The following is a 25,735-nucleotide window of genomic DNA, read 5'->3' on the forward strand; positions in this document are numbered from 1 at the left end:
ACGAAGGTGCCCTCTCACCGCCGTAGAGTGTCGGGCGTGACGACGTACGACCCGCCCCGTCCGTGGATCGCCAGCTACGCCGAGGGGGTTCCCGCAGATCTCCCGGATGTCTCGGGGTCGCTCGTCGACATCATCGACACCGCGGCTCGGGAGAACCCCGATGCGCCGGCGCTGGAGTTCTTCGGCCGGGAGACGACCTACCGCCAGCTCCACGCGCAGATCGACGCCGCCGCCGAGGGATTGCGTCGTCGCGGTGTGAAGGCGGGAGATGCGGTGGCGATCGTGCTGCCGAACTGCCCGCAGCACATCATCGCCTTCTACGCCGTCCTTCGGCTCGGTGCGGTGGTCGTGGAGCACAACCCGCTGTACACCGCGCGGGAGTTGCGCACCCAGTTCCAGGATCACGGCGCTCGCCACGCGATCGTGTGGAGCAAGGTCGTCGACACCGTCCGCGCGTTCCCCGACGATCTCGGGGTCCAGACGCTGGTGTCGGTGGAGATCCGTCGCGCCATGCCGTGGCGCACCAGGGTCGCGCTGCGCCTTCCGGTCGCGCGAGCGCGGGAGGCGAGGGCGGCACTGGATTCCCGTCACCCGCGGCGGACGGCGTCGGTGGACCGGTGGGAGGACCTGATCACCGCGGGTCCGCTCGCCCCCGACCACGCGGGTCCGGCGACCGACGATCTCGCGATCCTGCAGTACACCAGCGGCACGACCGGTTCGCCCAAGGGCGTGCGACTCACTCACCGCAACCTCCTCGCCAATGCCGCACAGGCCCGGGCCTGGGTGCCGGGAATCACCCGGGGAGAGGGATGCGTCGTCTACGCCGTCCTCCCGATGTTCCACGCGTATGGTCTGACGCTGTGCGTCACCTTCGCCATGTCGATGGCCGCGCGCCTGGTCCTGTTCCCCCGTTTCGATCCCCAGCTCGTGCTGGAGGTGACGAAGAAGCGTCCCGCGACCTTCCTTCCCCTCGTCCCCCCGATCGCCGAACGACTGCTCTCGGCGGCCGAATCGGCCGGAGTCTCGCTGGAGGGGACGCAGGTCGCCATCTCAGGCGCCATGGCTCTCCCCCACGAACTGGTCGTCCCCTTCGAGCGAGCCAGCGGCGGATACCTCGTCGAAGGCTACGGGCTCAGCGAGTGCTCCCCGGTCCTCATGGCCAACCCCGTCGCGACCCACAGGAAGCCCGGAACGGTGGGTCTTCCCCTGCCGGGTACCCAGTGCCGGGTCGTGGACCCCGACGACCCTCGCACCGACGTGGCGCAGGGCCAGCCCGGCGAGCTCGTCGTGCGGGGACCTCAGGTGTTCGACGGGTACCACGGACGGCCGGAGGAGACCGAGCAGGTCTTCGTCGACGGCTGGTTCCGCACCGGCGATATCGTCACGATCGACGACGACGGATTCGTGAGGATCGTCGACCGGATCAAGGAGCTCATCATCACGGGTGGTTTCAATGTGGCCCCCACCGAGGTCGAGAACGTCCTGCGTCAGCATCCTCGGGTGAGCGACGCGGCCGTGGTGGGTCTCCCCTCGCGTCACTCAGGTGAGGATGTCGTCGCCGCCGTGGTCGTGTCGGGCGACACTCCGCTGGACCCCGAGGAGGTTCGCGACTTCGCGAGAGGGATCCTCACCGCCTACAAGGTGCCGCGCCGGGTCATCGTCGTCGACGAACTGCCGCGATCGCTCATCGGCAAGGTGCAGCGACGCCAGGTGCGGGCGCAGCTTCTCCAGACGTCGGACGCAGGCTGAGCCGACGCCGTCCGATCACGACGAGGAGGCGTCCGCGTCCGAAAGCGCGGCGGGCCCTTCAGTGACGAGCAGGTGGAACTGCGCGGCATCGATGATCCGCACGCCGAGTTCCTCCGCCTTCGCCAACTTCGATCCGGCACCGGGGCCTGCTGCCACGAAATTGGTCTTCTTCGACACCGATGACGCCGCCTTTCCTCCCGCGCGCAGGATCGCTTCCTGAGCGCCCTCCCGGGTGTAGCCCTCGAGGCTTCCGGTGGCGACGACCGTGACACCCTCGAGGACGCCGCCGGCCGCGGCCGCGGCTCCCGGACCTGGATGACCCGGAGTTGCCAGCTGCGCGCCCGCCGCCTCCCACCGCTCGACGATCTCGCGGTGCCAGTCGACGGCGAACCACTCCGTCACCGCGTCGGCGATGATGCCGCCGACGCCATCGACGGCGGCGAGGTTATCGCGCGAGGCGTCCCGGATGGCGTGGATCGAACCGAACCACTGCGCCAGGGCGCGTGCCGCGACCGGACCGACGTGGCGGATGCTGAGCGCCACGAGGAAGCGCCACAGCTCCTTGGTCTTGGCGCGGTCGAGATTGACCAAGAGCTCCTGGGCTGCTCGCGAGACGATGAACCCGGCGTCTCCGTCGAACTCGCCGTCGGGATCGAAGGGCGGATCGGACTTCTTGCGCTGACGGCGGAACGGCGACCGGGTGTCGGCCGTCCCGTCGTCCAGGAGACGCGGGAGCCCCGTCTCGGCGTCGCGCACCACGACATCGATCGAGAACAGGTCGGCGGCGGTGAGCTCGAACAGACCGGCCTCGGTGACCAGCGGCGGGACCTCGGGGCGGACGGGCTGGGTGAGCGCTGCCGCGGAAACCTCTCCCAGTCCTTCGATGTCCAGGGCCCCGCGTGACCCGATGTGCTCGACCCGTCCTCTCACCTGCGCGGGGCAGGATCGCGCGTTCGGGCAGCGCAGATCGATGTCGCCCTCCTTGGCGGGCGCGAGAGGCGAGCCGCACTCAGGGCACCGCTGCGGCATCACGAACTCCCGCTCGCTGCCGTCGCGCAGCTCCACCACCGGCCCGAGCACCTCGGGGATGACATCTCCGGCCTTGCGGAGCACGACGGTGTCACCGATCAGCACGCCCTTGGCCTTCACCACGTCCTGGTTGTGCAGCGTCGCCTGGCGGACGACCGAGCCGGCGACCTGCGCGGGCGCCATCACGGCGAAGGGCGTGGCGCGGCCGGTGCGGCCGACCGAGACCACGATGTCGAGCAACGTGGTGTTGACCTGTTCGGGAGGGTACTTGTACGCGATGGCCCAGCGCGGTGCGCGGCTGGTGGCGCCCAGCTCGTCGTGGAGGGCGAGGTCGTCGACCTTGACCACGATGCCGTCGATCTCGTGCTCGACGTCGTGACGGTGCTCGCCGTAATGCCGGATGAAGCCGGCTGCCGCCGCGGCGTCGTCGACCACGCGGAAGTAGCGGCTGACGGGCAGCCCCCAGCTCTCCAGCAGTCGGTAGACCTCGCTCTGCTCCCCCACCGGCGGGTCGGCCCAGGCACCGACGCCGTGCACCGTCATCCGCAGTCGACTCAGCCGCTCGGTCATCGCGCGCAGCTGACGCTCGGACTTCCCCTCGGCCTTCTGCCGCAGCGATCCCGAAGCCGCATTGCGGGGATTGGCGAACAGGCGATCGCCCTGCGCCTGCTGGAACGCGTTGAGCGCGGCGAAGTCGGCGACGGTGAAGAACACCTCGCCGCGGACCTCGACCAGGTCCGGGTGCCCGGTACCGGACAGCACGGCGGGGATCGTGCCGATGCGGCGCACGTTCTCGGTGACATCCTCGCCGACACGTCCGTCACCCCGGGTCGCGGCGCTGGTGAGCCGTCCCCGCTCGTACCGGAGCGACAGCGCGAGACCGTCGATCTTCAGTTCGCAGAGGTACCGCACACCGCGCCCGGCGTCGCGCTCGACCCGTGTCGCCCACGCGAGGAACTCCTCCTCGCTGAAGACGTTGTCCAGGCTCAGCATGCGCTCGGCGTGGGTCACGGGCGCGAAGAGCGTCGCGGACGCGGCGCCGACGCTCTGCGTGGGCGAATCCTGACCCTGGAGCTCGGGGTGGAGCCGCTCGATCTGCTCCAACTCGTGCATCCACGCGTCGTAGGTGGCATCGTCGACGATCTGCGCTTCTTCGCCGTAATAGGCGTCGCGTGCCCGGAGGATCCGATCGGTCAACTCGTCGGCCCGTGCCCGCGCCGCCGCCGGCGTCATCGACACCTGATCCTCGGCGACACGGAGGATTTCTGCCGAGCTTCTCGCCGCGTCTGTCACGCCGTCAGTCTAGGCAGTGCCTCCGACACCGCAGCGGCGACGGTCAGGAGACGGCGGTCTCGACGGGGGCCGCCGACACCGTGCGCGCGATGGTCAACTGACCGACGACCCGGGTGCCCTCGTAGAGCACGGCGGTCTGCCCGGGGGCGACGCCGTCGAACGGCTCGTTCGGGGTGATCTCGATCTCGCTGCCGTCGAACCGGCCGCGGGCGGGAACCGGATCGGCATGCGCGCGGATCTGCACGTCGCACGAGAACGATCCGACCGCCGGCGGCTCAGTGGTCCAGCTGAAGCGGTCGCCGGCGATGCGGGCGGTGGCCAGCGCCTCCTTCGGGCCCACGACGACGGTGTTCGAGACGGGCCGCACTTCCAGGACGAATCGGGGCTTGCCGTCGGCGGCGGGGACGCCCAGCGCCAACCCCCGGCGTTGCCCGACCGTGTAGGCATGGGCGCCGTCGTGGCGGCCGACCACCTGGCCGGCGCGGTCGACGATGTCGCCGGCGGTCGCCCCAACCCGCTCGGCGAGCCAGCCACGCGTGTCGCCGTCGGGGATGAAGCAGATGTCGTAGCTGTCGGGCTTGTGCGCCACGGTCAGCCCGCGGCGCTCCGCCTCGGCGCGCACGACGGCCTTGGACGGAGTGTCCCCGAGGGGGAAGAGCGAATGGGCGAGCTGGTCGGGGGTGAGGACCCCGAGCACGTACGACTGATCCTTGGCGGCATCCGAGGCCCGGTGGAGCTCCCGCCCGGCGGGCGTGTCCACGATCCGCGCGTAGTGTCCCGTGCACACCGCGTCGAAGCCGAGCTCGACGGCCCGCTCGAGCAGCGCGGCGAACTTGATGCGCTCGTTGCACCGCATGCACGGATTCGGGGTACGACCGGCCCGGTACTCGGTGACGAAGTCCTCGATCACGTCGTCGCGGAACCGCTCGGAGAAGTCCCACACGTAGAACGGGAACCCGAGCAGATCCGCCGCCCGGCGGGCGTCCATCGCATCCTCGATGGTGCAGCAGCCCCGGCTCCCGGTGCGGAGGGTCCCGCCCGCGCGCGAGAGCGCGAGGTGCACGCCGACGACGTCGTGGCCCGCATCGACCATGCGGGCCGCCGCAACGGCCGAATCCACGCCGCCGCTCATCGCCGCCAGTACTCGCATCCGTCCAGTCTACGAAGGGCTCGCTGAGCGGATTCCGGATGCCGCGCGTGCGCGTTCCACCGCCTGCGGCAGGTGCCGGAGCACCGCGTCGACATCCGTCGGCGTGCTCGTCCTCCCCAGCGAGAATCGCAGCACCTGGCGCGCTTCGTCGGCACTCCGGCCGAGGGCCAGGACGACGTGCGACGGCTCGGCGACCCCCGCCTGGCAGGCCGATCCGGTCGACACCGCGATCCCCGCCTGGTCCAGGAGGAACAGCAGCGTCTCCCCCGCCGCCCCGGGGAAGAGCACGTGGACGTTGCCCGCGAGGCGCGCGGTCGAACCGTCTGCCGGTGGGCCGAGGACCTCCGCGCCGGTGACCGTCGCACGGATGCCGCGGACCAGGCGGTCCGAGAGTTCCCGCACGCGCTCCTGCTCGTACCCACGCTCTGCCTCCGCAGCATCCAGCGCCGCGGCGAAGGCCACACTGCCGGCGACGTCCTGGGTACCGGCTCGGAGTCCCCGCTGCTGACCGCCGCCGTGAAGGAGAGGCTCGATCCGCGCGTGACGCGAGACGACCAGCGCACCCACACCGGCCGGTCCTCCCACCTTGTGCGCGGCGACGCTGAGGGCCACCAGGCCCGCAGAGCCGGTCGCCGCGCCGCGCCAGGAGCGGAACGACACCGGCACGCGTCCCAGCGCCGCGATGGCGTCCACGTGGAACGGGACGCCCGCCGCGGATGCCTCGGCAGCGAGGGCGGCGACGTCGTTGACCGCGCCGACCTCGTTGTTGGCCGCAAGGGCCGTCGCCACAGCCGCGCCTCCGGCGGCGGCGGCGAACTCGCTCACATCGATGCGCCCCATCCCATCGAGCGGCACGGCTCGTACCTGCGCTTCCTGGAAGCGCGACAGCCATTCGACCGCGTCGAGGGTCGCGTGATGCTCGCCGTCGGGCAGGACGACGGCCTCAGCGCCGGCGGACCTGGCCCACCACAGTCCCTTGAGAGCCAGATTCACCGCCTCGGTTCCCCCTGACGTGAACACGACCTCGATCGGATCGGCATCGAGGAGATCCGCGACGCGCTCCCTGGCATCCTCGAGGAGGCGACGCGCGGCCTGCCCGGAGCCGTGAATGGACGACGGATTGCCGACGACCTCGTGCGCCCGCAGCCACGCGTCGCGCGCTTCGGGCCGCAGAGGGGTCGTCGCCGCGTGATCGAGATACACCGTCACCGCAGAGCACCTCCCTCCCGTCAGGACGAGCCGTGATCTCCGGGATACACGCGCTCACTATCGTAGTTCGCATGGTCAGCATCGACCCCCTCGCCCCCACCTCCCCCTCCGCCTCCCTCCTGAGCCCGCACCTGGACGATCTGGGCGTGACACAGGGCCCCGACGGGGGAACCCTCCGCATCTGGTCCGCGCACGCCGAGGCCGTCGAGCTCGTGCTCTTCGATCGCGACGACATCGACTGGATCGTCGCCACCGCCCCACTCGTCCCCGAGGGTGGTGGTGTCTGGGCTGTGACCACACCGCTGCTCCACCCCGGTGCCCGGTACGCCCTTCGTGTGGACGGCCCGGTCGCACCCGGCAGCGTCTTCAACAGCGCCACCCTGCTCACCGATCCGTACGCGCGCGGCGTCATCGGGAGCGGCCTCGAGGACTGGCGCTGCGTCGTCGTGGACGGCGGGTTCGACTGGGGCGGCGTGCCCAAACCGGGCATCCCTCTCGATCGCACCGTCATCTACGAGGGTCATGTCAAGGGCCTGACCAAACGTCATCCGGGTATTCCCGCCGCTCTCCACGGCACCTATGCGGGGCTCGCCCACCCGGCGATGATCGAGCACCTGCTGAGCCTGGGGGTGACGAGCGTCGAGCTGCTCCCCATCCACGCCTTCGCCTCCGAGCCGCGCCTGCTGCAGCACGGGCTGTCGAACTACTGGGGCTACAACACCGTCAACTTCTTCAGCCCGCATGCCGCCTACGCCACCCTCGAGGCTCAGCGCCAGGGTCCCGAAGCGGTGCTGCGCGAGGTGAAGGGCATGGTGCGCCTGCTGCACGAGGCCGGCATCGAGGTGCTGCTCGACGTCGTCTACAACCACACCGCCGAGGAGGGCATCGGCGGGCCCCGTTCGAGTCTGCGCGGCATCGACAACCGGTCGTACTACCGCCAGCAGGACGACGGCACGTACATCGATGTCACCGGGTGCGGGAACAGCGTGAACACCTCGACGGATGCCGCGGCTCGACTGGTGCTCGATTCCCTCCGCTACTGGGCGCGCGACGTGCAGATCGACGGGTTCCGCTTCGATCTGGCGGTGACCCTGGGGCGCGATGCCGGGCACGCCTTCGCCGCCGATCATCCGCTCCTCCAGGCCATCCTCGACGATCCGGCGCTGGCGGACGTGAAGAAGATCGTCGAACCGTGGGACGTCGGTCTGGGGGGCTGGCAGACGGGCAACTTCGCTCCCGGCTGGCACGAGTGGAATGACCGCTACCGAGACCGCGTCCGCAACTTCTGGCTGAGCGACATCGATTACGCCAGACGCGCCTCGACATCGCCGGTCGGCATCGGCGGTTTCGCCACCCGACTGGCCGGCTCGTCGAACACCTTTAGCGAGGAGCGCGGACCGCTCGCAAGTGTCAACTTCGTCACCGCGCACGACGGCTTCACCCTCCGCGACCTGGTGTCCTACGACGTCAAGCACAATCTCGGCAACGGTGAGCAGAACCGCGACGGCGCCGACACGAACCGCTCGTTCAACCACGGTGCGGAAGGGCGCACCGACGACCAGGCGATCCTCGCCACCCGCCGTCGCGCGATGCGCAACCTCCTGGGCACCCTCCTGCTGTCGGCGGGCATCCCGATGCTGACGGCGGGAGATGAGTTCGGCCGTACGCAGCGGGGGAACAACAACGCCTACTGTCACGATTCGCCGCTGACCTGGCTGTCCTGGGAGCACGCCCCGTGGCAGGAGGACCTCCTCGCCCACGTGCGGACCCTCACGCGGCTCCGTCGAGAGAACCCGGCGCTGCGTCCGATCCGGTTCGCCCGGCTGGGCGAGCGCATCCCTTCGGCCTCGGTGATGGAGTGGTACGACGAGAACGGCCAGACCATGTCGCCGGAGCGGTGGACCGACCCCGGCCACCGGACGTTGCAGTATGTCGCCGCCTCGACCCCCGAGAACGAACCGTTCAACCGGGTGCTTCTCGTCATCCACGGTGTGGAGCGCCCGACGACGGTCACCCTTCCCGAGCTCGAGGAGGCCGAGCGCTTCGTCTCGCTCTGGTCGAGCGCCGACGAGGATCCTTCCGTGAACGAGGGTGTCTTCCGGCCCGGTGACGAACTGGAGATCTCCCCGACGAGCATGCGGCTGTTGCGCGTGGAGTGATCTGCGGCCCGAGCGCAAGCCCTGTGGCCCTCCGATGGTGCGCGGTAGGTTCGAGTGGTGGCCACGACGACTCGTTCCCCCCGCCCCCGTCCCTGGCGCTCGGCATCGGCGATTCCGGTGCGCGCCGTCCTCCCCACCACCGCGCCGGCGCCCACGGTGACGCCCCGCATCCCCCTGGCGCTCCCCTCTCCCCGCGTGCCCGGTGGCCGGTACCGGCCGTCCGCGTACGTCGGCGACGCCGTCCCCTTCACCGTGACCGCCTTCCGCGAAGGGCACGACGCGATCGGCGTGCAGGTACGCCTCTTCTCCCCCTCGGGGGATGAGTCCCTCCACCGGCTCACCCCCCTGAACGATGGCTTCGACCGCTGGACCACGACCGTCGCGCCCCTCGAGACCGGGGTGTGGCGCTTCCGGTTCGAAGCTTTCAGCGACGACTTCGCCACCTGGCAGCACGCTGCCGACATCAAGCTCGCCGCCGGCCTCGACCCCTTCGTGATGCGCGAATCCGGAGCGCGCCTGTTCGACAGCGCCGCCGCGGAGAAGGGCCGCAGCGCCGCCGAGCGCAAGCTGCTGGCAGCCTCCGCCGCGCGGTTGCGCGATGCCGAGGTCTCCGACGCGGAGACCCTGGACATCGTCCGCGACGAGCGCATCGCTGCGCTGTTCGCCTCCCGTCCGACCTCGGCGATCGTCAGCGCCGGCGACGAGATGGAACTCCTCGTCGAGCGCGAGCGAGCCGGCGTCGGGTCCTGGTACGAGTTCTTCCCGCGTTCCGAGGGCGCCACGCGCAATGACGACGGCTCGGTCACCAGTGGAACGCTGCGAACCGCCATCGACCGGCTCCCGGGCGTAGCCGGCATGGGGTTCGACGTCATCTACCTGCCGCCGATCCATCCGATCGGAACCACGAACCGCAAAGGCAGGAACAACAGCCTCACCTCCGAGCCGGGCGACCCCGGCTCGCCGTACGCCATCGGATCGCACGAGGGCGGCCACGACGCCATCCACCCCGACCTCGGCACGGAGGCCGACTTCGTCGCGTTCGTCGACGCGGCGCGCGGGCACGGCCTCGACGTCGCGCTCGACCTCGCGCTGAACGCCTCCCCCGACCATCCGTGGGTCGCCGAGCACCCGGAGTGGTTCACCACCCTGCCCGACGGATCGATCGCCTTCGCAGAGAACCCCCCCAAGAAGTACCAGGACATCTATCCACCGAACTTCGACAACGACCCGGCGGGGATCTACGCGGAGATCCTGCGCGTCGTCCAGCACTGGGTGGGGCTCGGAGTGAAGATCTTCCGGGTCGACAACCCCCACACCAAGCCCGTGCAGTTCTGGGAGTGGCTGATCGGAACGGTGAATGAGGCCGACCCGGACGTCATCTTCCTCTCCGAGGCGTTCACCCGTCCGGCGATGATGCGGGGCCTGGCGATGGCGGGGTTCCAGCAGAGCTACACGTACTTCACCTGGCGGAACACCAAGGCGGAGCTCGAGGAGTTCTTCACGTCGATCTCGCATGAGACGTCGGACTTCATGCGGCCGAACCTCTTCGTCAACACCCACGACATCCTCACGGAGTACCTGCAGTACGGCGGACGACCGGGATACCGGATCCGCGCCGCCCTGGCCGCCACGGCGTCGCCGACCTGGGGCGTCTACGCCGGGTACGAGCTGTTCGAGAACGTCGCCCGTCCGGGCTCGGAGGAGAACATCGACAACGAGAAGTACGAGTACAAGTTCCGTGACTGGGACGGCGCCGAGGCCCGCGGCGAGTCCCTCGCGCCGTGGCTGCGGCGCTTGAACGAGATCCGGCGCGCGCATCCGGCGCTCCGCCAGCTGCGCAACCTCGAGGTGCACTGGAGCGATGACGACGCCATCCTGGTCTATTCCAAGCATCTTGATGCGGCGCTGTCGCCGACCGGTGAATCCGACACCATCCTCGTGGTGATCAACGTCGACCCTCACTCCGCCCGCCAGACCATGGTTCACCTCGACACCCGCGTGTGGGGCGTCGCACCCGGCGATCCCTTCGAGGTCGAGGATCTCGTGACCGGGGCGCGCTGGACGTGGTCGGATCACAACTTCGTGCGCCTGGACGCCTTCACCGAACCCGTGCACATCCTCCACATCGCAAAGGACCGCGCATGACCCTCACGCCCCCTGCCCTCGACGCCGGCCTCCTCGACGCCGTCTCCCACGGTGCGCATCACGATCCGCATTCCGTTCTCGGCATCCACGCGCTGGGCGCCGACGCGCGGGGATGGGTGATCCGCACCCGCCGGCCGTTGGCCGACAGCGTCGTCGCGGTGTCGGACGACGGCACGCGGGTGCCACTGACCCATCGGCATGCCGGCATCTGGGAGGGCGTGCTCACCTCGCGACCGGGCGGGTACGTGATCACCGCGACCTACCCGGACGGTTCGGAGTACACCGCCGACGATCCCTATCGGCACGGCCCGACGATCGGCGAGCTCGACCTCCACCTCGTCGGAGAAGGCCGGCACGAAGAACTGTGGAACGCCCTCGGCGCTCATCTACGCACCCACGAGGGCGTCGCCGGTGCCTCTTTCGCCGTCTGGGCGCCGAACGCCCAGGCCGTCCGCGTGGTTGGCGACTTCAACAGCTGGGACGGCACCGGCCATTCGATGCGGTCGATGGGCGGCAGCGGGGTCTGGGAGCTGTTCGTTCCGGGCCTGGGCGCCGGCGTCCGCTACAAGTTCGAGATCCTCCCCCGTCACGGCGCCTGGGTGATGAAGGCCGACCCGATGGCGCGGCGCGCGGAGGTCGCCCCCGGTACGGCCTCGATCATCGAGGAGTCCTCCTTCTCGTGGGGCGACGGCGCGTGGATGAAGGAGCGTGCCGCATCGCGCCCGGCAGACAGCGCGATGTCGATCTACGAGCTCCACTTCGGCTCGTGGCGTCCCGGGCTGTCCTATCGCGACGCGGCCGATCCGCTCATCGAATACCTGACGGAGCAGGGCTTCACGCACGTCGAGTTCATGCCGCTCGCGGAGCATCCCTTCGGCGGATCCTGGGGATACCAGGTCACCGGGTACTTCGCGCCCACGGGTCGCTTCGGGACGCCGGATGATCTGCGGTATCTGATCGATCGCCTGCACCAGGCGAACATCGGCGTCATCATGGACTGGGTCCCCGGCCACTTCCCCAAGGACGAGTGGGCTCTGGCTCGCTTCGACGGCGAGGCCCTGTACGAGCACGCCGACCCCCGGCGCGGCGAGCATAAGGACTGGGGCACCTACATCTTCGATTACGGCCGACGCGAGGTGCGCAACTTCCTCGTCGCCAACGCCCTCTACTGGCTGCAGGAGTTCCACGTCGACGGTCTCCGTGTCGACGCCGTCGCCTCGATGCTGTACCTCGACTATTCGCGCAATGAGGGTGAATGGCTCCCCAACATCTACGGTGGGCGCGAGAACCTCGATGCCATCGCGTTCCTCCAGGAGGTCAACGCCACCGCCTACCGGCGCTACCCCGGAATCTCGATGATCGCGGAGGAGTCCACCAGCTTCCCGGGCGTGACAGCGCCAACCAGTCATGCCGGCCTCGGGTTCGGATTCAAGTGGAACATGGGCTGGATGAACGATTCGCTGCAGTACATCGCCCGGGACCCGATGTACCGGAGCCACCACGAGGGCGAGATGTCGTTCTCCTTCGTCTACGCGTTCAGCGAGAACTACATCCTGCCGATCAGCCACGACGAGGTCGTCCACGGCAAGGGGAGCCTCTTCCAGCGCATGCCGGGCGATCACTGGCAGAAGCTGGCGAACATGCGCGCCTACCTCGCGTACATGTGGGGCCATCCCGGCAAGCAGCTGCTGTTCATGGGCCAGGAGTTCGGTCAGCTCTCCGAATGGTCGGAGTCACGTGGCTTGGACTGGTGGCTGCTCGAGCAGCCGCCGCACCGGCAGCTGCAGGACTTCGTGGCCCAGCTGAATCGGCAGTACCGTGCCCACTCGGCACTGTGGTCGCGGGATGCTGACGGGTCGGCATTCCACCGCCTGGGCGCCCCGTCGTGGGACCCCAACGTGATCGCGTTCTCGCGCCGCGATCACCACGGCAACACCGTCGCCGTGATCGCCAACTTCTCGGGTGCGCCTGTTCAGCCGTTCACCCTCGATCTGCCCGCCGCCGGGGTGTGGGAGGAAGTCCTCAACTCGGACGCCGCTGAGTACGGCGGTTCGGGCGTCGGGAACATGGGCATCGTGCACGCCGACGACAACGGCCGCGCGACCATGGTGCTCCCCCCGCTCGGCGTGCTGTGGCTCCGCCACCGCACACCCGCACACATCCCCTCCCCGACCCGGGGCTGACGCCCCGAAGGGGCGGGCAGACGCCCGCCCCTTCGGGGTGTCGATCGATACGCCCTCTCTCAGAAGAGGAGGGATGCGAGCCGCCCGCGCGCGCGGATGACGCGGGGGTCGGCGTCGCCGATCACCCCGAACAGCTCGAGCAGACGCTCGCGAACCGGTACCCGCTCGTCGTCGGGCAGGACGGCGAACAGATCCAGCAGGCGCGCGAAGGCGTCATCGACGTGGCCGCCGGCGATGTCGAGGTCGGCCACGGCGAACTGCGCGTCGAGATCTCGCGGCGCTGCCGCGGCGGCGTCGCGGGCGGTGACGAGGTCCAGACCCTGCACACGCTGGAGAAGGCGGACTTGGCCCAGTGCGGCGCGAGCCTCGGCGTCGCGCGGGTTCTCGGCCAGAGCACGCTCGTACGCGCTGACGGCCGTCGCGTAGTCGCCTGCCTCGATCGCGGCAGCTGCTTCGGCATGGAGCGGAGGGAGCTCCGGCTCGACCGGCCCGTCGGATTCGGCGCCATCGGCGTCCGCCGCCACCGTTCCGGTGACACCGTTCTGAGCCGCCAGCTGCAGGAACTGGGCGAAGACCTCGCGCACCTGCTGCTCGGGCACCGCGCCCGTGAACAACGGCACCGGCTGGCCGGCCACGACACCCACGACCATCGGGATCGACTGCGCCCGGAACGCCTGCGCGAGCTGGGGGTTGGCGTCGACGTCGACTTTGGCGAGCACGATCCGGCCGTTCAGTTCACGGACCACGCGCTCCAGTGCCGGGCTGAGCTGCTTGCAGGGTCCGCACCACTCGGCCCAAAGGTCGACGACGACGGGAACCGTGCGTGACAGCTCCAGAACCTGACCGAACGACGCGTCGGTGACGTCCACGACGAGAGACGGGACGCGCCCCGACGGCGTCGGCTCGGTGCCGTCGGCGCTCGGTGCGGCGGACCCGCCGGAGGGCGTCGCGGGGCGGTTTCGGAGCGAGGAGAGGTCGACGGCGCCCCGCAGGGTCGCGCCGGGAGAGACGTCGGTCACGGAATCACCTTCGCGTTGAGGATGTCGGATGCATACCCGAGCAGTCGGATCTTCTCCGTCGATCCCTGGCCGGGCACGTAGAAGAAGAGTTGATCGGTGTAGGTCGTGGTGAAGCCCGTCGACGACTGTTCAGCACCCGAGAGCGTGCGGACCGTAGGGTTGTTCTCGAGCTTGATCACCGCGTCGGGGTTGGTGGGCTTGACGGTGTCGATCTCGTCGATGTTCACCGCGACGATCGCGCCGCTCTCGAGCGTCGCGAGAGCCAACGGGTCGTACGCGCCGGGTGCGGCCTGGAAGGTCAGCTCGCCCGTGGAGGCGCCCGTCTGATTGAACTCGTCGAGACGCTTCTGACGGTCCCCCGCCACACTCACGCGGAACTGGTCGCTGGCGACGTCGAAGAGCTCGAAGTACTGGCTCTGTTCACCGTTGTTCAAGATGTCGGCGTATGCCTCGGCGAGCTGCGCGGGAGGCAGCAGAAGGAACGGCGAGTCCGGCGCAGGCTGGATGGCACCGATGTACGCCGGCGCGACGACCGGAAGCTCCGTGGCCGCTTCGAGGCTCGCCAGATACGTCAACTTGTACGGTGACCACTGGTCCTGCTGCGTGAGCATCATGATGCTGGAGGTGTTGGAGTCGGTGTCGTCGACGACCCCCACGATGGAACGCGGCCACTCGTCGAACGCCTGGGGCAGCACGAGCGTCAGCGGCTCGGCCGGCAGTGCAGCGGGAGCGGGATAGTCGCCGATCGCCCCGCGCAGCGCGTAGTTGGTCGAACGGGCGGCGAGCACGGCGCCGTCCAGGCGTGTGGCGGCCAGAGCTTCGTCGGCTGCCTCGTCGGCGGCGGCGACCGTCTCTGCGACCCGCGTCCAGATGCGATCCGCCTGGGCTTCGGTCACCGCCGGAGCCTGCTGACCCTCCGGAACGATGACGGACGCGGACGGCGAGGGCGAGGGTGAGGGGGCGAACTGCGGCCACGCCTCGGACGAGCACCCGGCGAACAGCAGCGCGGACACCGCGACGGCCGGGACCACGACGAGGCGACGACGGCCACCGGCGAGCGCGCGACGACCGCTGGCGCTGATCACGCCCTTGCGCTTGCCTTCGACGGCGAGGTCGATCGGTTCCGTGACAGGGACGGGAAGACCCTTGCGGCGAGGACCACGAGAGCGTCGCAGATGACGGATCGCGAGGATGTACAGGAACACCCCCACGGCCATCATGAGACCACCGGCGACGATGAGAGGCCCCGCCCACGGAGTGGCGTTGACGATCGGCCACGACACCCTGATGTCGGCCGGTGCCGGCTCCACGCCGTCCGCCGCGACCAGCACGCTCATGTCTTCGGGCAGCTGCAGCGGGGCGATCAGCACATCCTCCTGCTGGAACTCGTCCAGCCAGAGATCCGACCCCACCGGACTGCGGACATCGTCCGTGGTTCCCTCGTCGCCGGCGGCGGCGTCCTCAGCGGGCGCTTCGGCCTCCGTGCCCTCCGCGGGAGCGGGCTCAGCAGGCGCCGATCCCGTGTCATCCCCGGTCTCGTCCGAGACGGCGAGACTCGGGGTGACCTGCTCGGCCTCGAGCGCACCCTCCTGGTCGACGGTCACCCGGGTGTAGCCGGTGTCCGAGAGCCAGGCTTCGAGATCAGCCGTCCGACCGTATGCCGCGAAGATGGTTCCCTCACCCTGCGCGCGAAGGGTCTGCGCGCCCGGGCGGCTGTTGAGCACCTCGCCCTCGACGAGGATGTACGGTGCGTCCTCCTCGAGGGAGACGGCGGCGGTCTCGGTGTCCGGCCCCTGGAAGACCGTGCGCTGGGCGATGCCCGCGCCGATCATCAGAGCGGCCAGGACGAAGGCCGCGACAGCCCACACGAAACGCACGAATGCCTCACCTCTCCTCGCTCCGGAACCGCTCCAGGACGCGGTGGAGCGCAAAACTCGACGTTCCAGACTACCGAAGGGCGCCTGGATGTCGCCCGGGAGCGAGTGATGCCGGGAGTGACGACCGCCTATCAGTATCCTGACAGGGCCGGACGTCTCTGCGCCGGTTCAGCCGAGAGAGGGCCTGCGCCGATGAAGATCCACAATCCGTTCCGCGTGGCGCTCGTCGCCACTCTCGGGGTGGGTCTGGGACTCCTGCTCATCGCGAGCATTCAGACGCTCTCGACGATCCTGCTCTATGTCGGGACGGCGCTGTTCCTGTCGCTGGGACTGGACCCGATCATCTCCTGGTTGGAGCGACGGGGTCTCCCTCGCTGGGCGGCCGTGCTCATCACGATCCTCGGGGTGCTCGGGATCTTCGCCGGCATCGTGCTCATGGTCGTGCCGATCATCGTCGCGCAGGTGGCGCAGCTGATCGCCGCGATCCAGGACCTCTTCTCGACCATGACCTGGGAGGAGTTCATCGGCGGAATCCTCGGCTGGGCGCAGGACGCCTTTCCAGGCATCCGGGTGGATGAGGTGTGGAGCTACATCGAGGACTGGTACACCTCGCTGGATCTCGGGTCCATCGGCAGCACGATCGGCGAGGGCGTCCTCGGAACAGTCGGGGCCGTGATCGCCGGATTCGGCGGCGCCTTCATCGTCCTCATCCTGACGATCTACTTCACCGCCTCGACCCCGAACCTGAAGAAGGCCGTGTACCAGCTGGTGCCGGCGTCCAAGCGCCCCCGCTTCATCGACCTCGCCGAGCAGATCACCGCCTCGGTGGGCTTCTACGTGATCGGTCAGCTGAGCCTGGGCGTGACCAACGGCATCCTGAGCTTCATCTTCCTGTCGATCATCCAGGCGCCCTTCCCCGCCGTCCTCGCCGTCATCGCCTTCTTCTTCTCGCTGATCCCGCTCGTGGGGACCCTGACCGGTTCGACGATCATCGTGCTGACCTGTCTGATTCCCGGGCTCGGGTCGCCGACGACGGCGCTCATCGCGGCCATCTACTACCTCATCTACATGCAGATCGAGGCGTACATCATCTCCCCCCGCATCATGAACCGTGCGGTGTCGATCCCAGGGGCCGTCGTGGTCATCGCGGCCCTCGCCGGCGGGTCGCTCCTGGGCCTCCTGGGCGCGCTCGTCGCGATCCCCGTCGCCGCCAGCATCCTCATCATCTACCGGCAGGTGATCATCCCGCGACAGAACGAGCTGTGACCGGCGTTCGATCACGCGGGGTCCGCGAGAGGACCCTCCCATTCCACCGGCAGCGGCAGTGCGTCGGGGTTGACCACGGCGACGATCTCGGTGAGCACACGACGCGTCTGATTCTCACCGACCCACAGGTGCTTCCCGCCCTCGACGGCGATGAGGGTCGCATGCGGAATCGCGGCGAAGCGCTCTCGCGCCGCATCCGGACGCAGATAGTCGTCGAACTCGGGGACGAGCGCGATGACCGGCCGGAGATCTCCGGCCCAGCCGGCGAGGTCTTCCTCGGTCGCGCGATGCAACGGCGGTGAGAGGAGGATGATGCCTTCGACGTCGTGGTCGCGTCCGTACTTCAGTGCCAGCTCGGTGCCGAAGGACCAGCCCACGAGCCAGGGCCGGGGCAATCCGCGCTCCCGCACGAGATCCATCGCGGCGGCGACGTCGAACGCTTCGTTGCGACCGCCGTCGAAGCTCCCCTCGCTCGTGCCGCGAGCCGACGTGGTCCCCCGGGTGTTGAACCTCAGCACCGCGAGGTCGGCCAGCGCGGGCAGACGTCCTGCGGCCTTGCGGAGGATATGCGAATCCATGAACCCGCCCGCGGTCGGGAGCGGATGAAGCGTCACGAGCGTGGCCACCGGCGCTGCATCCTCCGGGACGGCGAGCTCTCCCACCAGGGTCAGGCCGTCCACGGTGCGAAGGTTAACATCCTCTCGGCGTGCCGGCAGCAGGACGGGTCCGCGAATCTCCATCAGCCGATCCTCCAACAGTGGGTGTGCCAATGGCGACGATCGGCGAGAGCCGCGGCGTCGCCCAGGATGCCGTCGGCGCGCCACACCACCACGTGAGCGGTCGCCGGGGGGATCTCCTGCGAGCATCCGGGGCACACGTAGGACTTGGCGGCCTGTCCTGCCGACACGGGCTGCACGGTCCAGGTTGCGCCGCGGCGCTCCTCGGTGCGCTTCCAGCCGGCGAGCAGCCGTTCGAAGGAGTCGTCGCGTTCGGGATCAGGGCGACGACGGTGCGAGCGCGGCATCAGATCAGTACCACCCGGTGCGGGTCGAGTGGTCCCATGCCCCGCAGGGTGTGCCGTAGCGTCCGGCGATGTAACCCAGGCCCCACGTGATCTGCGTGGCAGGGTTGGTCTCCCAGTCGGCGCCGGCGGAGGCCATCTTGTTGCCGGGGAGCGACTGGGGAATGCCGTAGGCACCGCTGGAGGCGTTGTACGCGTTCACCCGCCAGCCGGATTCCTTGTTCCACAAAGCCACGAGGCAGCTGAACTGGTCGTCGCCCCAACCTCGCGCCATCACCATCTCGTAGGCGATCGCCTGGGCGCTGCCCGGATCCGGCGTGACGAAGGGCGGCACCCAGCCGCCCGAGCCCGAGGAGGACGCCGACGCGGCCGAGCGGGTGGGCGTGGGCGTCGGCGTCGGGGTGGGGGTGACGTAGACGGTGTAGCCGCTGCGATCGAGTGACGCGGACTCGGCGGCGGTGTCGCCCTCCGCGGTCACCGACTGCACGTCGCCGAGGGTGCTGGCGTACAGCGAGATCGGCGGCACCTCCTCAGCGCTCGCGCTCGACAGCGCCGCGCCGGTGGGGCCGATCCAGGCCGCCGCGAACGCCACGGCGGCGAATGCCGCGAAGGTCGCCGATGTGCTCCGCCGCCGGGACCAGCGCGCGGCGGGACCCGGCGGGGTCCGCCGCGCCGTTGTTTGCCGAGCGGGCGCCCGATCGACAGCGGCGACGTCACGCCTCCGTGTCGGGACGACGCCGCGCGTCTGTCCGGCATCGTCGTTCGCTGCCGGCAGATCATGCACAACGGGGCCGTCGGGAGTCACAGTGCCGCCGAGTCTACCGACCCGGTTCCCGTCGTGCCATGAGCGTCGAGCAGGCCGTCACGATACCGCGAGCATGACCTCGACGACGGCGTCGAGCACGGCGTCGACCTGCTGCTCCCGGTACCCGCCGCGCTGCATGCGGAAGGCCACCGCGCGCACCTGTTCGACAGTGACCGTCTGGCCGGATTCCAGGTAGCGGCTGATGCGGTCGGCCACCAGATCCACCTCATCGATCCGGTACCCGAAGCGGAGGACGCTGACACGGTCGAAGCGCCGACCCTCCGGACGCGACAGCCGGTCCAGGACCTCCTGGGCGAGGTCGCGGGTCCGCCCCACCCACCCGGCGGCGCCGAGGCGGCCGACCTCGGCCTCCCGCTCACGCGCGGCGAAGGCGTCCTCGATGCGGCCGAGGGCGGAATCGACGGCGTCGATGGCGTACCCGCCGCGCACCAGAGCGAACGCGGCGTGGCGGACGTCCCACGAGGTCACAGGATCGGGCGTCCGCCCTTCGAAGGACTCGCGCGCGCGCAGGAGAAATTCGTCGACCGCATCTCGGTCGTACCCTTTCTCGCGGCCGCGAGTGATCGGGAACGCCGCTCGCTCGTGCGGCTGGTCCGCCGCGGCCGTGTCTGAGCGTCGAGTATCGGTCATGAGACTCCCAGCGGGGAGAGCAGGTAGTACAGCGCGAGCGCTGCGGTCGTGGAGGGGAGGATCGAATCGAGGCGGTCGAGCACTCCCCCGTGCCCGGGCAGCCAGGAGCTCATGTCCTTGATCCCGAGATCGCGCTTGATCATCGATTCGCCGAGGTCACCGGCCGTCGCCGTGCCGAGGATCACCAATCCGATGATGACACCGGTCCACACCGGCAGACCGAGCATCAGCGGAGCGAGCAGGAGACCGGCGATGACCGCGGCCACGGCGGCCCCCGCGAACCCCTCCCACGTCTTCTTCGGACTGATCCGCGGCGCCATCGGATGACGGCCGCCCCGTCCGAGGGTGAGTCCCGACACGTAGGCGCCGGTGTCGGAGACGACCGCCACGATGATGAAGGCCAGGACCCACCACTGGCCGCCGTCCTGGGCGAGGAGGGCGACGCAGAGACTGGCGAAGAAGGGGACGTAGAGCTGGACGAGGGCGGCGATCAGCACGTCGCCGAGGACGAGCACGTGCGGTCTTCCGTCGTCGGCGAAGAGCTGCGCCACCAGCCGCCACACCACGACGAGAGCGACCGCCGCGAACGCGCCGATCCAGTGCAACCACGGCTGGAGGAAGAAGCCGGCGAGAACCAGAAGCGTTCCCGCGACCAGCTGGGCGACGACATCGACCCGGCGGCCCGACGCGCGCAGCGCGCGGCTGAACTCGAACGTGCCAAGAGTGCTGGCGGCCAGGGCGAACAGCACGAACAGCTGCTTGAAGAAGATGAGGGATGCCAGGACCACGACGCCGATCGCCAGGCCGATGAGGATCGCGAGGATGAGGTTGCGTCCCGTACGCTGCGTGATCCTGGCGTTGGCCTCTTCGAACTCGGCGCGCGCATGTGCCAGCTGAGTCTCCAACTCGCTCCGCGCAGCGCGCACGTGCGTCTGAAATCCGGGTTCTCCGACGACGGGTGCCCGTCGGGCGGCAGCGGCCTCGCGACGGGTCGCGGGAACCGCAGGGGCGTCGCTGCCCTGCTCTCCACCCGCGGTGTCTGTCATGACCGGCTCACACTTCGAGCAGCTCAGCCTCTTTGCGCTTGAGCGCGTCATCGATGGCGTCGACGTGCGTGCGCGTCAGGGCGTCGAGCTCCTTCTCACCACGGGAGATCTCATCCTCGCCGACCTCGCTCTTGAGCGCATCGAGGTCGTCCTTGGCCTTGCGGCGGATCCCGCGGACATGCACCTTGGCATCCTCGCCCTTGGCGCGGACGATCTTGACGAACTCCTTGCGTCGCTCCTGCGTGAGCTCGGGCAGCGTGACACGCACGATGTTGCCGTCGTTGGTGGGGTTGGCTCCGAGGTTCGGGGTGTCGCGGATCGCCTGCTCGATGGCCTTCAGCGCCGACTTGTCGTAGGGCGTCACCACGAGGGTGCGGGCCTCGGTGTTGTTCAGCGAGGCGAGCTGAGCGAGCGGCGTAGGAGAGCCGTAATAGTCGACCATGATCTTCTGGAACAGCTGGGGGTTGGCGCGGCCGGTGCGCACGGTCGCGAAGTCCTCCTTCGCGGCCTCGACCGCACGGTCCATGCGGGAAGCGGCATCTGCCAGTACGTCGGCGATCACAGGAACTCCATTCTCCGAATCATCAGAAGTCTAGTGCGCCGCCCCGGTGGCCCCGGGTAGCGCACCGTGGCGGTGGGCAGGTCGGCGTCAGACGGTCACCAGGGTGCCGATGGAGTCGCCCAGAAGGGCACGGGTGACGTTGCCCTCCGGCTCCATCCCGAACACGCGCATGTCCATGCCGTTGTCCATGCAGAGGCTGAAGGCGGTCGAGTCCACGACCTTCAGACCGCGCTGCAGCGCGTCGATGTAGGTGATGCGGTCGATACGGGTCGCGGTGGCGTCCTTGCGCGGGTCGGCGGTGTACACGCCGTCGACTCCGTTCTTGGCGACCAGCACCTCCACCGCGCCGATCTCGAGGGCCCGCTGGGCAGCGACGGTGTCTGTGGAGAAGTAGGGCAGCCCCGCGCCGGCGCCGAAGATGACGACGCGGCCCTTCTCCATGTGACGCTCTGCGCGGCGCGGGATGTAGGGCTCCGCGACCTGGGTCATCGAGATCGCCGACTGGACGCGCGTGGCGGCGCCGGCCTGCTCGAGGAAATCCTGCAGGGCGAGCGCGTTCATCACGGTGCCGAGCATGCCCATGTAGTCGGCGCGCCCCCGGTCCATCCCCCGCTGGCTCAGCTCGGCCCCGCGGAAGAAGTTCCCGCCGCCGACGACGACGGCGATCTCGACCCGATCGACCGCGGCGGCGATCTCGCGGGCGATCTGACTGACGATGTCGGGATTGACCCCGAGCTGTCCTCCGCCGAATGCCTCCCCGGACAGCTTCAGCAGAACACGACGGCGGTGGCTCGTCTCATCGATCACGGATCATCCTCTCGTCCAACGCAGACTATCGAAGCGTGAGAAAGGGCCCGCATCGACGGGTGGTCGATGCGGGCCCCGCAGCGGTCTCAGGCTCCGACCTTGAACCGGGCGAACCCGGTGAGGGTCAGACCCGCGTCCTTGGCGACCTGGGCCACCGACAGCTTGTTGTCGCGGGCGTAGTCCTGGTCCAGGAGCGACACCTGCTTGAAGAAGGCGTTGACGCGCCCCTCGACGATCTTGGGCAGCGCCGCCTCGGGCTTGCCCTCGTTGCGCGAGATCTCCGTGACGATCTGACGCTCCTTGTCGACGTCCTCCTCGGGCACCTCGTCACGCGACAGGTACGAGGGGTTGGCGAAGGAGATGTGCTGCGCGAGGCTGCGCGCGGTCTCGGCGTCATCACCCGAGTAGGCCAGGACCACACCGACCTGCGGGGGCAGGTCTTTGTTGGTCTTGTGCAGGTAGACCTCGAAGTTGTCACCGGCCAGCGTGCGCACGCGACGCAGCTCGACCTTCTCGCCGATGATCGCTGCCTCGTCGGAGATGAGCTCGGCGACGGTCTGCGAGCCCGCGGGTGCCGCGAGCGCGGCGTCGACGGAGTCGGCGCCGGCCGTGGCCGCGGCCTCGACGACCTTCTCGGCCAGAGCGACGAAGCGGTCGTTCTTGGCGACGAAGTCGGTCTCGCAGGCGAGCTCGATCATGGTGACCTTGCCGTCCTGCTCGCGGGCAGCGATGAGGCCCTCGCTCGTGGAACGGTCGGCGCGCTTGGCGTTGCCCTTCGCGCCCTTCAGACGCAGGATCTCGACGGCCTTCTCGACATCGCCGTCGGCCTCTTCGAGGGCCTTCTTGGTGTCGACCATTCCGGTGCCGAGCTGCTCGCGCAGAGCCTTGATGTCGGCGATGGTGAAGTTTGCCATGGGTGGCGGCTCCTTATGTGACGGGTGCTGTCGTGTGCATGCGTGTTCCTCCGGGGCGAGGAGTTCCCACCCCGCCCCGGAGGAACGACGGCTTACTTCTCGGTGGCCTCGTCGGCGACGGCTTCCTCTGTGGCCTCAGCAGCCTCGGGGGCCTCGGCCGTCTCGACGGCGACAGCCTCTTCGGCTGCGGCGGAACCGGCCTCGTCCGCGGCGGTCTCGGTCGCGGCGACCGAGACGTCGGCGGCACCGGTGACCGTGGTGCCCTGCTCGAGAAGCTCGCGCTCCCACTCGGCCAGCGGCTCGGCGGCCTCGTCGGCGTCTGCCGGCTGGTGACGCTGGATGAGGCCCTCGGCAGCGGCGTCGGCGATGATGCGCGTCAACAGAGACACCGAACGGATGGCGTCGTCGTTGCCGGGGATCGGGTACTGGAACTCGTCGGGGTCGGCGTTGGTGTCGAGGATGCCGATGATCGGGATGCCGAGCTTCGTCGCCTCATCGACGGCGAGGTGCTCGCGCTTGGCGTCCACGACCCAGATCGCGGAGGGCGTCTTGGACATGTTGCGGATACCGCCGAGGGACTTATGCAGCTTGTCGAGCTCGCGCTTCTTCAGCAGCAGCTCCTTCTTGGTGAAACCGCTGTCGGCCGGGTTGTCGTAATCGAGCTCCTCGAGCTCCTTCATGCGGGCCAGGCGCTTGGACACCGTCTGGAAGTTGGTGAGGAGTCCGCCGAGCCAGCGCTGGTTGACGTAGGGCTGGCCGACGCGGGTCGCCTGCTCGGCGATGACTTCCTGGGCCTGCTTCTTCGTTCCGACGAAGAGGATCGTGCCGCCGTGGGCGACGGTCTCCTTGACGAACTCGTAGGCCTTGTCGATGTACGACAGCGACTGCTGCAGGTCGATGATGTGGATGCCACTGCGCTCCGTGAGGATGAAGCGCTTGACCTTCGGATTCCACCGGCGGGTCTGGTGTCCGAAGTGCACGCCGCTGTCGAGCAGCTGGCGGATGGTGACGACGGCCATGGCCGTTCTCCTTCTCTGGCGCGTTCGCGCCGTTTCGGTTTTCCTCCCGGTCGATCGACCGGTGGTGCCTGGTACCCGACCGCCCTCCGCTCGCACACGACGATGTCGGGTGGAGACCGTGGGAAGGATGCCGCGCACCGCGGGACCGGGGTCGCCGCAGCGCGCTGAGGGCACGCGTAGTCACCCCGAGGTCGGGGTGCACCGGAGAGTCTATCAGCGTCATCGCTTCTGCGTCCTCTCCTCCCCACCGGGGAAGACACAACAGGTGTCCACAGATCGGTTCGGGCCGGGAACCCGACCTGCCCGGGTGAGGGAGCCTTGCCACCATGGCTCCGCGTACGCCGGCTGGTGGACGGCACCCGACGAACCGGCGGGAAGGACTCCGGCTGGCCGTCGTCCTCGGCGTCGTGCTCGCCGTCGTGGCCGGTCTCGGTCCTGCAGGTGCGGCCGCTCCAGACGGCGGTGCCGCGATCCCGCACACGGAGGAGTGGGGATGGCCGCTGGAGCCGTTCCGGCTCGTACGTCCCTACATCGCGCCCGCGCACGAGTATGCGCCGGGCCATCGGGGCATCGACATCGCCCCGGTCGGGTCAAGGTCATCGCCCGATATCGTCGCGCCCGCAGAAGGGGTGATCGTCTTCAGCGGACAGGTGGCCGGGCGGCCGGTGATCACGATCGATCACGGGGCAGGGCTCGTCTCGACGCTGGAACCCGCCGCCGGCGTTCTCCCTCCGGGAACGGCGGTCGGTCGCGGGGATGTCGTCGCCGCCCTGTCGGCGGGCGGTCACAGCGCGCCGGGCACGCTCCATTTCGGCGTGCGGCGGGACGGCGCCTACATCAATCCGATGCTGCTCCTCGGGGGCGTTCCGCGTGCGGTCCTCCTCCCGTGCTGCTGAGGCTCCGGCGAGTCACGCTCGAGGGTGCGCCAGACGGTAGGACGCGGTCAGACGCTCGTGTGAGACGTGAGTGTAGATCTGCGTCGTCCCGAGGCTCTCGTGACCGAGGATCTCTTGGACGCTGCGCAGGTCGGCACCGCCGTCGAGCAGGTGGGTGGCGGCGCTGTGCCGGAGGGCGTGCGGGCCGACGGGTCGTCCGACGAGCGGGCCGATCGTCCGCGCGACGAGGTCGTACACGGTACGCGGACCGAGCCGTCGGCCGCGCGCCCCGAGGAAGAGCGCGGCATCCTCGCCGAGCCGGTCATCTCGCCGCGCGAGGAGGATGGGCCGCGCCCGGATGGACCATGCGTCGAGGGCCGCCGCGGCTGGTCCGCCGAAGGGCACGACGCGCTCCTTGGCCCCTTTCCCCCACACCCGGACGGTGCGCCGCTCGTGATCGACGTCGTCGGTGTCGAGACCGCAGAGTTCGGACACCCGGATACCCGCCCCGTACAGCAGCTCGAGGATCGCGTGGTCGCGCAGCGCGAGAGGGTCGCCGGTCTCCGTCGCTGAAGCCCCGCGATCGGCGAGCACCTCAGCGAGTGCGTCGGCGGGTGCCACCGTCGGCAGGGACCGTCCGCGCCGGGGAGTGACGAGCCGTGCGGCGGGGTCGGTCGAGACGGCGCCGGCGGCCACCGCCCAGGCGAACAGTCCGCGCGCCGACGCTGCCCGCCGGGCGAGGGTCGCGCGCGACGCGCCGCTCTGCTGAACGCGCCAGAGCCATTCGCGCAGATCCTCGCGGGTGATCTCGCCGATGTCGGGGTCGTCGAGGATGTCTGCGAGGTCGCGCAGATCAGCGCGGTAGGCGCGGACCGTCGCCGGAGACAGCCGCCGGACGTCGCGCAGATGCGCCAAGTGACGCTCGATGACCGCGGAGAGCCGCATCACTACAGAAT

The 25,735-nt window shown here is 69.4% G+C and carries 21 protein-coding genes; 6 read left to right on the forward strand and 15 right to left on the reverse strand.

The features are described 5' to 3' along the window. Positions 1-36 precede the first annotated feature (36 nt). Positions 37-1,749: a long-chain-fatty-acid--CoA ligase gene (locus HDC37_RS09735; RefSeq protein ID WP_179560214.1), complete on the forward strand. Its 1,713-nt coding sequence runs from the start codon at positions 37-39 to the stop codon at positions 1,747-1,749. A 15-nt stretch (positions 1,750-1,764) separates the two neighbouring features. Here HDC37_RS09735 and ligA read toward each other — a convergent pair whose 3' ends face one another. From ligA to HDC37_RS09750, 3 genes are all read right to left on the reverse strand, one after another. After that, the gene (ligA, locus tag HDC37_RS09740; protein ID WP_179560513.1) at positions 1,765-4,011 is read right to left on the reverse strand and encodes an NAD-dependent DNA ligase LigA; all 2,247 of its coding nucleotides are present in this window, start codon (positions 4,009-4,011) and stop codon (positions 1,765-1,767) included. Between the two features lie 103 nt (positions 4,012-4,114). Next, a complete protein-coding gene (mnmA, locus tag HDC37_RS09745; RefSeq protein WP_179560215.1) occupies positions 4,115-5,221 on the reverse strand; it encodes a tRNA 2-thiouridine(34) synthase MnmA in 1,107 nt (368 codons plus the stop codon). A gap of 9 nt (positions 5,222-5,230) precedes the next feature. After that, on the reverse strand, positions 5,231-6,430 hold the full coding sequence (locus tag HDC37_RS09750; protein ID WP_179560216.1) for a cysteine desulfurase family protein: 1,200 nt from the start codon (positions 6,428-6,430) through the stop codon (positions 5,231-5,233). A gap of 71 nt (positions 6,431-6,501) precedes the next feature. On the opposite strand from HDC37_RS09750, the gene glgX reads away from it, so the two are divergent. From glgX to glgB, 3 genes are read left to right on the forward strand one after another with little or no spacing between them, the layout of a single operon-like run. Further along, the gene (glgX, locus tag HDC37_RS09755; protein ID WP_179560217.1) at positions 6,502-8,589 is read left to right on the forward strand and encodes a glycogen debranching protein GlgX; all 2,088 of its coding nucleotides are present in this window, start codon (positions 6,502-6,504) and stop codon (positions 8,587-8,589) included. Between the two features lie 57 nt (positions 8,590-8,646). Next, positions 8,647-10,734, forward strand: a complete 2,088-nt coding sequence (locus tag HDC37_RS09760) for an alpha-1,4-glucan--maltose-1-phosphate maltosyltransferase (RefSeq protein WP_179560218.1) — start codon at positions 8,647-8,649, stop codon at positions 10,732-10,734. Further along, positions 10,731-12,917, forward strand: a complete 2,187-nt coding sequence (gene glgB / locus HDC37_RS09765; protein WP_179560219.1) for a 1,4-alpha-glucan branching protein GlgB — start codon at positions 10,731-10,733, stop codon at positions 12,915-12,917. The genes HDC37_RS09760 and glgB overlap by 4 nt, the downstream gene beginning before the upstream one ends. Before the next feature lie 59 nt (positions 12,918-12,976). On the opposite strand, the gene HDC37_RS09770 is transcribed toward glgB, so the two are convergent. Both HDC37_RS09770 and HDC37_RS09775 read right to left on the reverse strand, forming a co-directional pair. Continuing rightward, the gene (locus tag HDC37_RS09770; protein WP_179560220.1) at positions 12,977-13,936 is read right to left on the reverse strand and encodes a tetratricopeptide repeat protein; all 960 of its coding nucleotides are present in this window, start codon (positions 13,934-13,936) and stop codon (positions 12,977-12,979) included. After that, positions 13,933-15,813 carry a glycosyl transferase gene (locus tag HDC37_RS09775; protein WP_179560221.1) on the reverse strand — a complete coding sequence of 627 codons (1,881 nt, stop codon included), beginning with the start codon at positions 15,811-15,813 and terminating at the stop codon, positions 13,933-13,935. The genes HDC37_RS09770 and HDC37_RS09775 overlap by 4 nt, the downstream gene beginning before the upstream one ends. 192 nt (positions 15,814-16,005) lie before the next feature. Here HDC37_RS09775 and HDC37_RS09780 point away from each other — a divergent pair, with 192 nt between their 5' ends. Beyond that, a complete protein-coding gene (locus HDC37_RS09780; RefSeq protein WP_179560222.1) occupies positions 16,006-17,079 on the forward strand; it encodes an AI-2E family transporter in 1,074 nt (357 codons plus the stop codon). Between the two features lie 11 nt (positions 17,080-17,090). On the opposite strand, the gene HDC37_RS09785 is transcribed toward HDC37_RS09780, so the two are convergent. The 9 genes from HDC37_RS09785 to rpsB all read right to left on the reverse strand — a co-directional run bounded on the left by HDC37_RS09785 (position 17,091) and on the right by rpsB (position 23,904). Further along, complete coding sequence (locus HDC37_RS09785; protein ID WP_179560223.1) at positions 17,091-17,819, reverse strand: alpha/beta hydrolase; 729 nt, start codon at positions 17,817-17,819, stop codon at positions 17,091-17,093. Beyond that, positions 17,819-18,103, reverse strand: coding sequence for a hypothetical protein (locus HDC37_RS09790; protein ID WP_179560224.1), 285 nt, complete (start codon positions 18,101-18,103; stop codon positions 17,819-17,821). The genes HDC37_RS09785 and HDC37_RS09790 overlap by 1 nt, the downstream gene beginning before the upstream one ends. Before the next feature lie 4 nt (positions 18,104-18,107). Beyond that, positions 18,108-18,905: a lytic transglycosylase domain-containing protein gene (locus HDC37_RS17200; RefSeq protein WP_308472166.1), complete on the reverse strand. Its 798-nt coding sequence runs from the start codon at positions 18,903-18,905 to the stop codon at positions 18,108-18,110. Positions 18,906-18,962: 57 nt separating this feature from the next. Beyond that, positions 18,963-19,556, reverse strand: coding sequence for a DivIVA domain-containing protein (locus HDC37_RS09800; protein WP_179560225.1), 594 nt, complete (start codon positions 19,554-19,556; stop codon positions 18,963-18,965). Further along, positions 19,553-20,602, reverse strand: a complete 1,050-nt coding sequence (locus HDC37_RS09805; RefSeq protein ID WP_179560226.1) for a phosphatidate cytidylyltransferase — start codon at positions 20,600-20,602, stop codon at positions 19,553-19,555. The genes HDC37_RS09800 and HDC37_RS09805 overlap by 4 nt, the downstream gene beginning before the upstream one ends. Before the next feature lie 7 nt (positions 20,603-20,609). Beyond that, on the reverse strand, positions 20,610-21,164 hold the full coding sequence (frr, locus tag HDC37_RS09810; RefSeq protein ID WP_179560227.1) for a ribosome recycling factor: 555 nt from the start codon (positions 21,162-21,164) through the stop codon (positions 20,610-20,612). Between the two features lie 87 nt (positions 21,165-21,251). Next, entirely contained in the window at positions 21,252-21,971 is a 720-nt protein-coding gene (pyrH, locus tag HDC37_RS09815; protein WP_179560228.1) for a UMP kinase, read from the reverse strand. Between the two features lie 86 nt (positions 21,972-22,057). Then, complete coding sequence (gene tsf, locus HDC37_RS09820) at positions 22,058-22,885, reverse strand: translation elongation factor Ts (protein ID WP_179560229.1); 828 nt, start codon at positions 22,883-22,885, stop codon at positions 22,058-22,060. A gap of 92 nt (positions 22,886-22,977) precedes the next feature. After that, the gene (gene rpsB / locus HDC37_RS09825) at positions 22,978-23,904 is read right to left on the reverse strand and encodes a 30S ribosomal protein S2 (RefSeq protein WP_179560230.1); all 927 of its coding nucleotides are present in this window, start codon (positions 23,902-23,904) and stop codon (positions 22,978-22,980) included. Between the two features lie 326 nt (positions 23,905-24,230). Here rpsB and HDC37_RS09830 point away from each other — a divergent pair, with 326 nt between their 5' ends. Then, a complete protein-coding gene (locus HDC37_RS09830) occupies positions 24,231-24,800 on the forward strand; it encodes a murein hydrolase activator EnvC (protein WP_179560231.1) in 570 nt (189 codons plus the stop codon). Positions 24,801-24,812: 12 nt separating this feature from the next. On the opposite strand, the gene HDC37_RS09835 is transcribed toward HDC37_RS09830, so the two are convergent. Further along, complete coding sequence (locus HDC37_RS09835; protein ID WP_179560232.1) at positions 24,813-25,724, reverse strand: tyrosine recombinase XerC; 912 nt, start codon at positions 25,722-25,724, stop codon at positions 24,813-24,815. Positions 25,725-25,735 lie beyond the last annotated feature (11 nt).

Origin of the sequence: Microbacterium sp. AK009, assembly GCF_013410955.1 — a bacterium.
Classification (GTDB): domain Bacteria; phylum Actinomycetota; class Actinomycetes; order Actinomycetales; family Microbacteriaceae; genus Microbacterium.

Coding starts and splice junctions, on each gene's coding strand:
- ligA (WP_179560513.1), bottom strand. CDS start 4,011: ATGACGCCGGCGGCGGCGCGGGCACGGGCCGACGAGTTGACCGATCGG.
- mnmA (WP_179560215.1), bottom strand. CDS start 5,221: ATGCGAGTACTGGCGGCGATGAGCGGCGGCGTGGATTCGGCCGTTGCG.
- glgX (WP_179560217.1), top strand. CDS start 6,502: ATGGTCAGCATCGACCCCCTCGCCCCCACCTCCCCCTCCGCCTCCCTC.
- glgB (WP_179560219.1), top strand. CDS start 10,731: ATGACCCTCACGCCCCCTGCCCTCGACGCCGGCCTCCTCGACGCCGTC.
- HDC37_RS09780 (WP_179560222.1), top strand. CDS start 16,006: ATGAAGATCCACAATCCGTTCCGCGTGGCGCTCGTCGCCACTCTCGGG.
- HDC37_RS09785 (WP_179560223.1), bottom strand. CDS start 17,819: ATGGAGATTCGCGGACCCGTCCTGCTGCCGGCACGCCGAGAGGATGTT.
- HDC37_RS09790 (WP_179560224.1), bottom strand. CDS start 18,103: ATGCCGCGCTCGCACCGTCGTCGCCCTGATCCCGAACGCGACGACTCC.
- HDC37_RS09800 (WP_179560225.1), bottom strand. CDS start 19,556: ATGACCGATACTCGACGCTCAGACACGGCCGCGGCGGACCAGCCGCAC.
- HDC37_RS09805 (WP_179560226.1), bottom strand. CDS start 20,602: ATGACAGACACCGCGGGTGGAGAGCAGGGCAGCGACGCCCCTGCGGTT.
- tsf (WP_179560229.1), bottom strand. CDS start 22,885: ATGGCAAACTTCACCATCGCCGACATCAAGGCTCTGCGCGAGCAGCTC.
- rpsB (WP_179560230.1), bottom strand. CDS start 23,904: ATGGCCGTCGTCACCATCCGCCAGCTGCTCGACAGCGGCGTGCACTTC.
- HDC37_RS09830 (WP_179560231.1), top strand. CDS start 24,231: ATGGCTCCGCGTACGCCGGCTGGTGGACGGCACCCGACGAACCGGCGG.
- HDC37_RS09835 (WP_179560232.1), bottom strand. CDS start 25,724: ATGCGGCTCTCCGCGGTCATCGAGCGTCACTTGGCGCATCTGCGCGAC.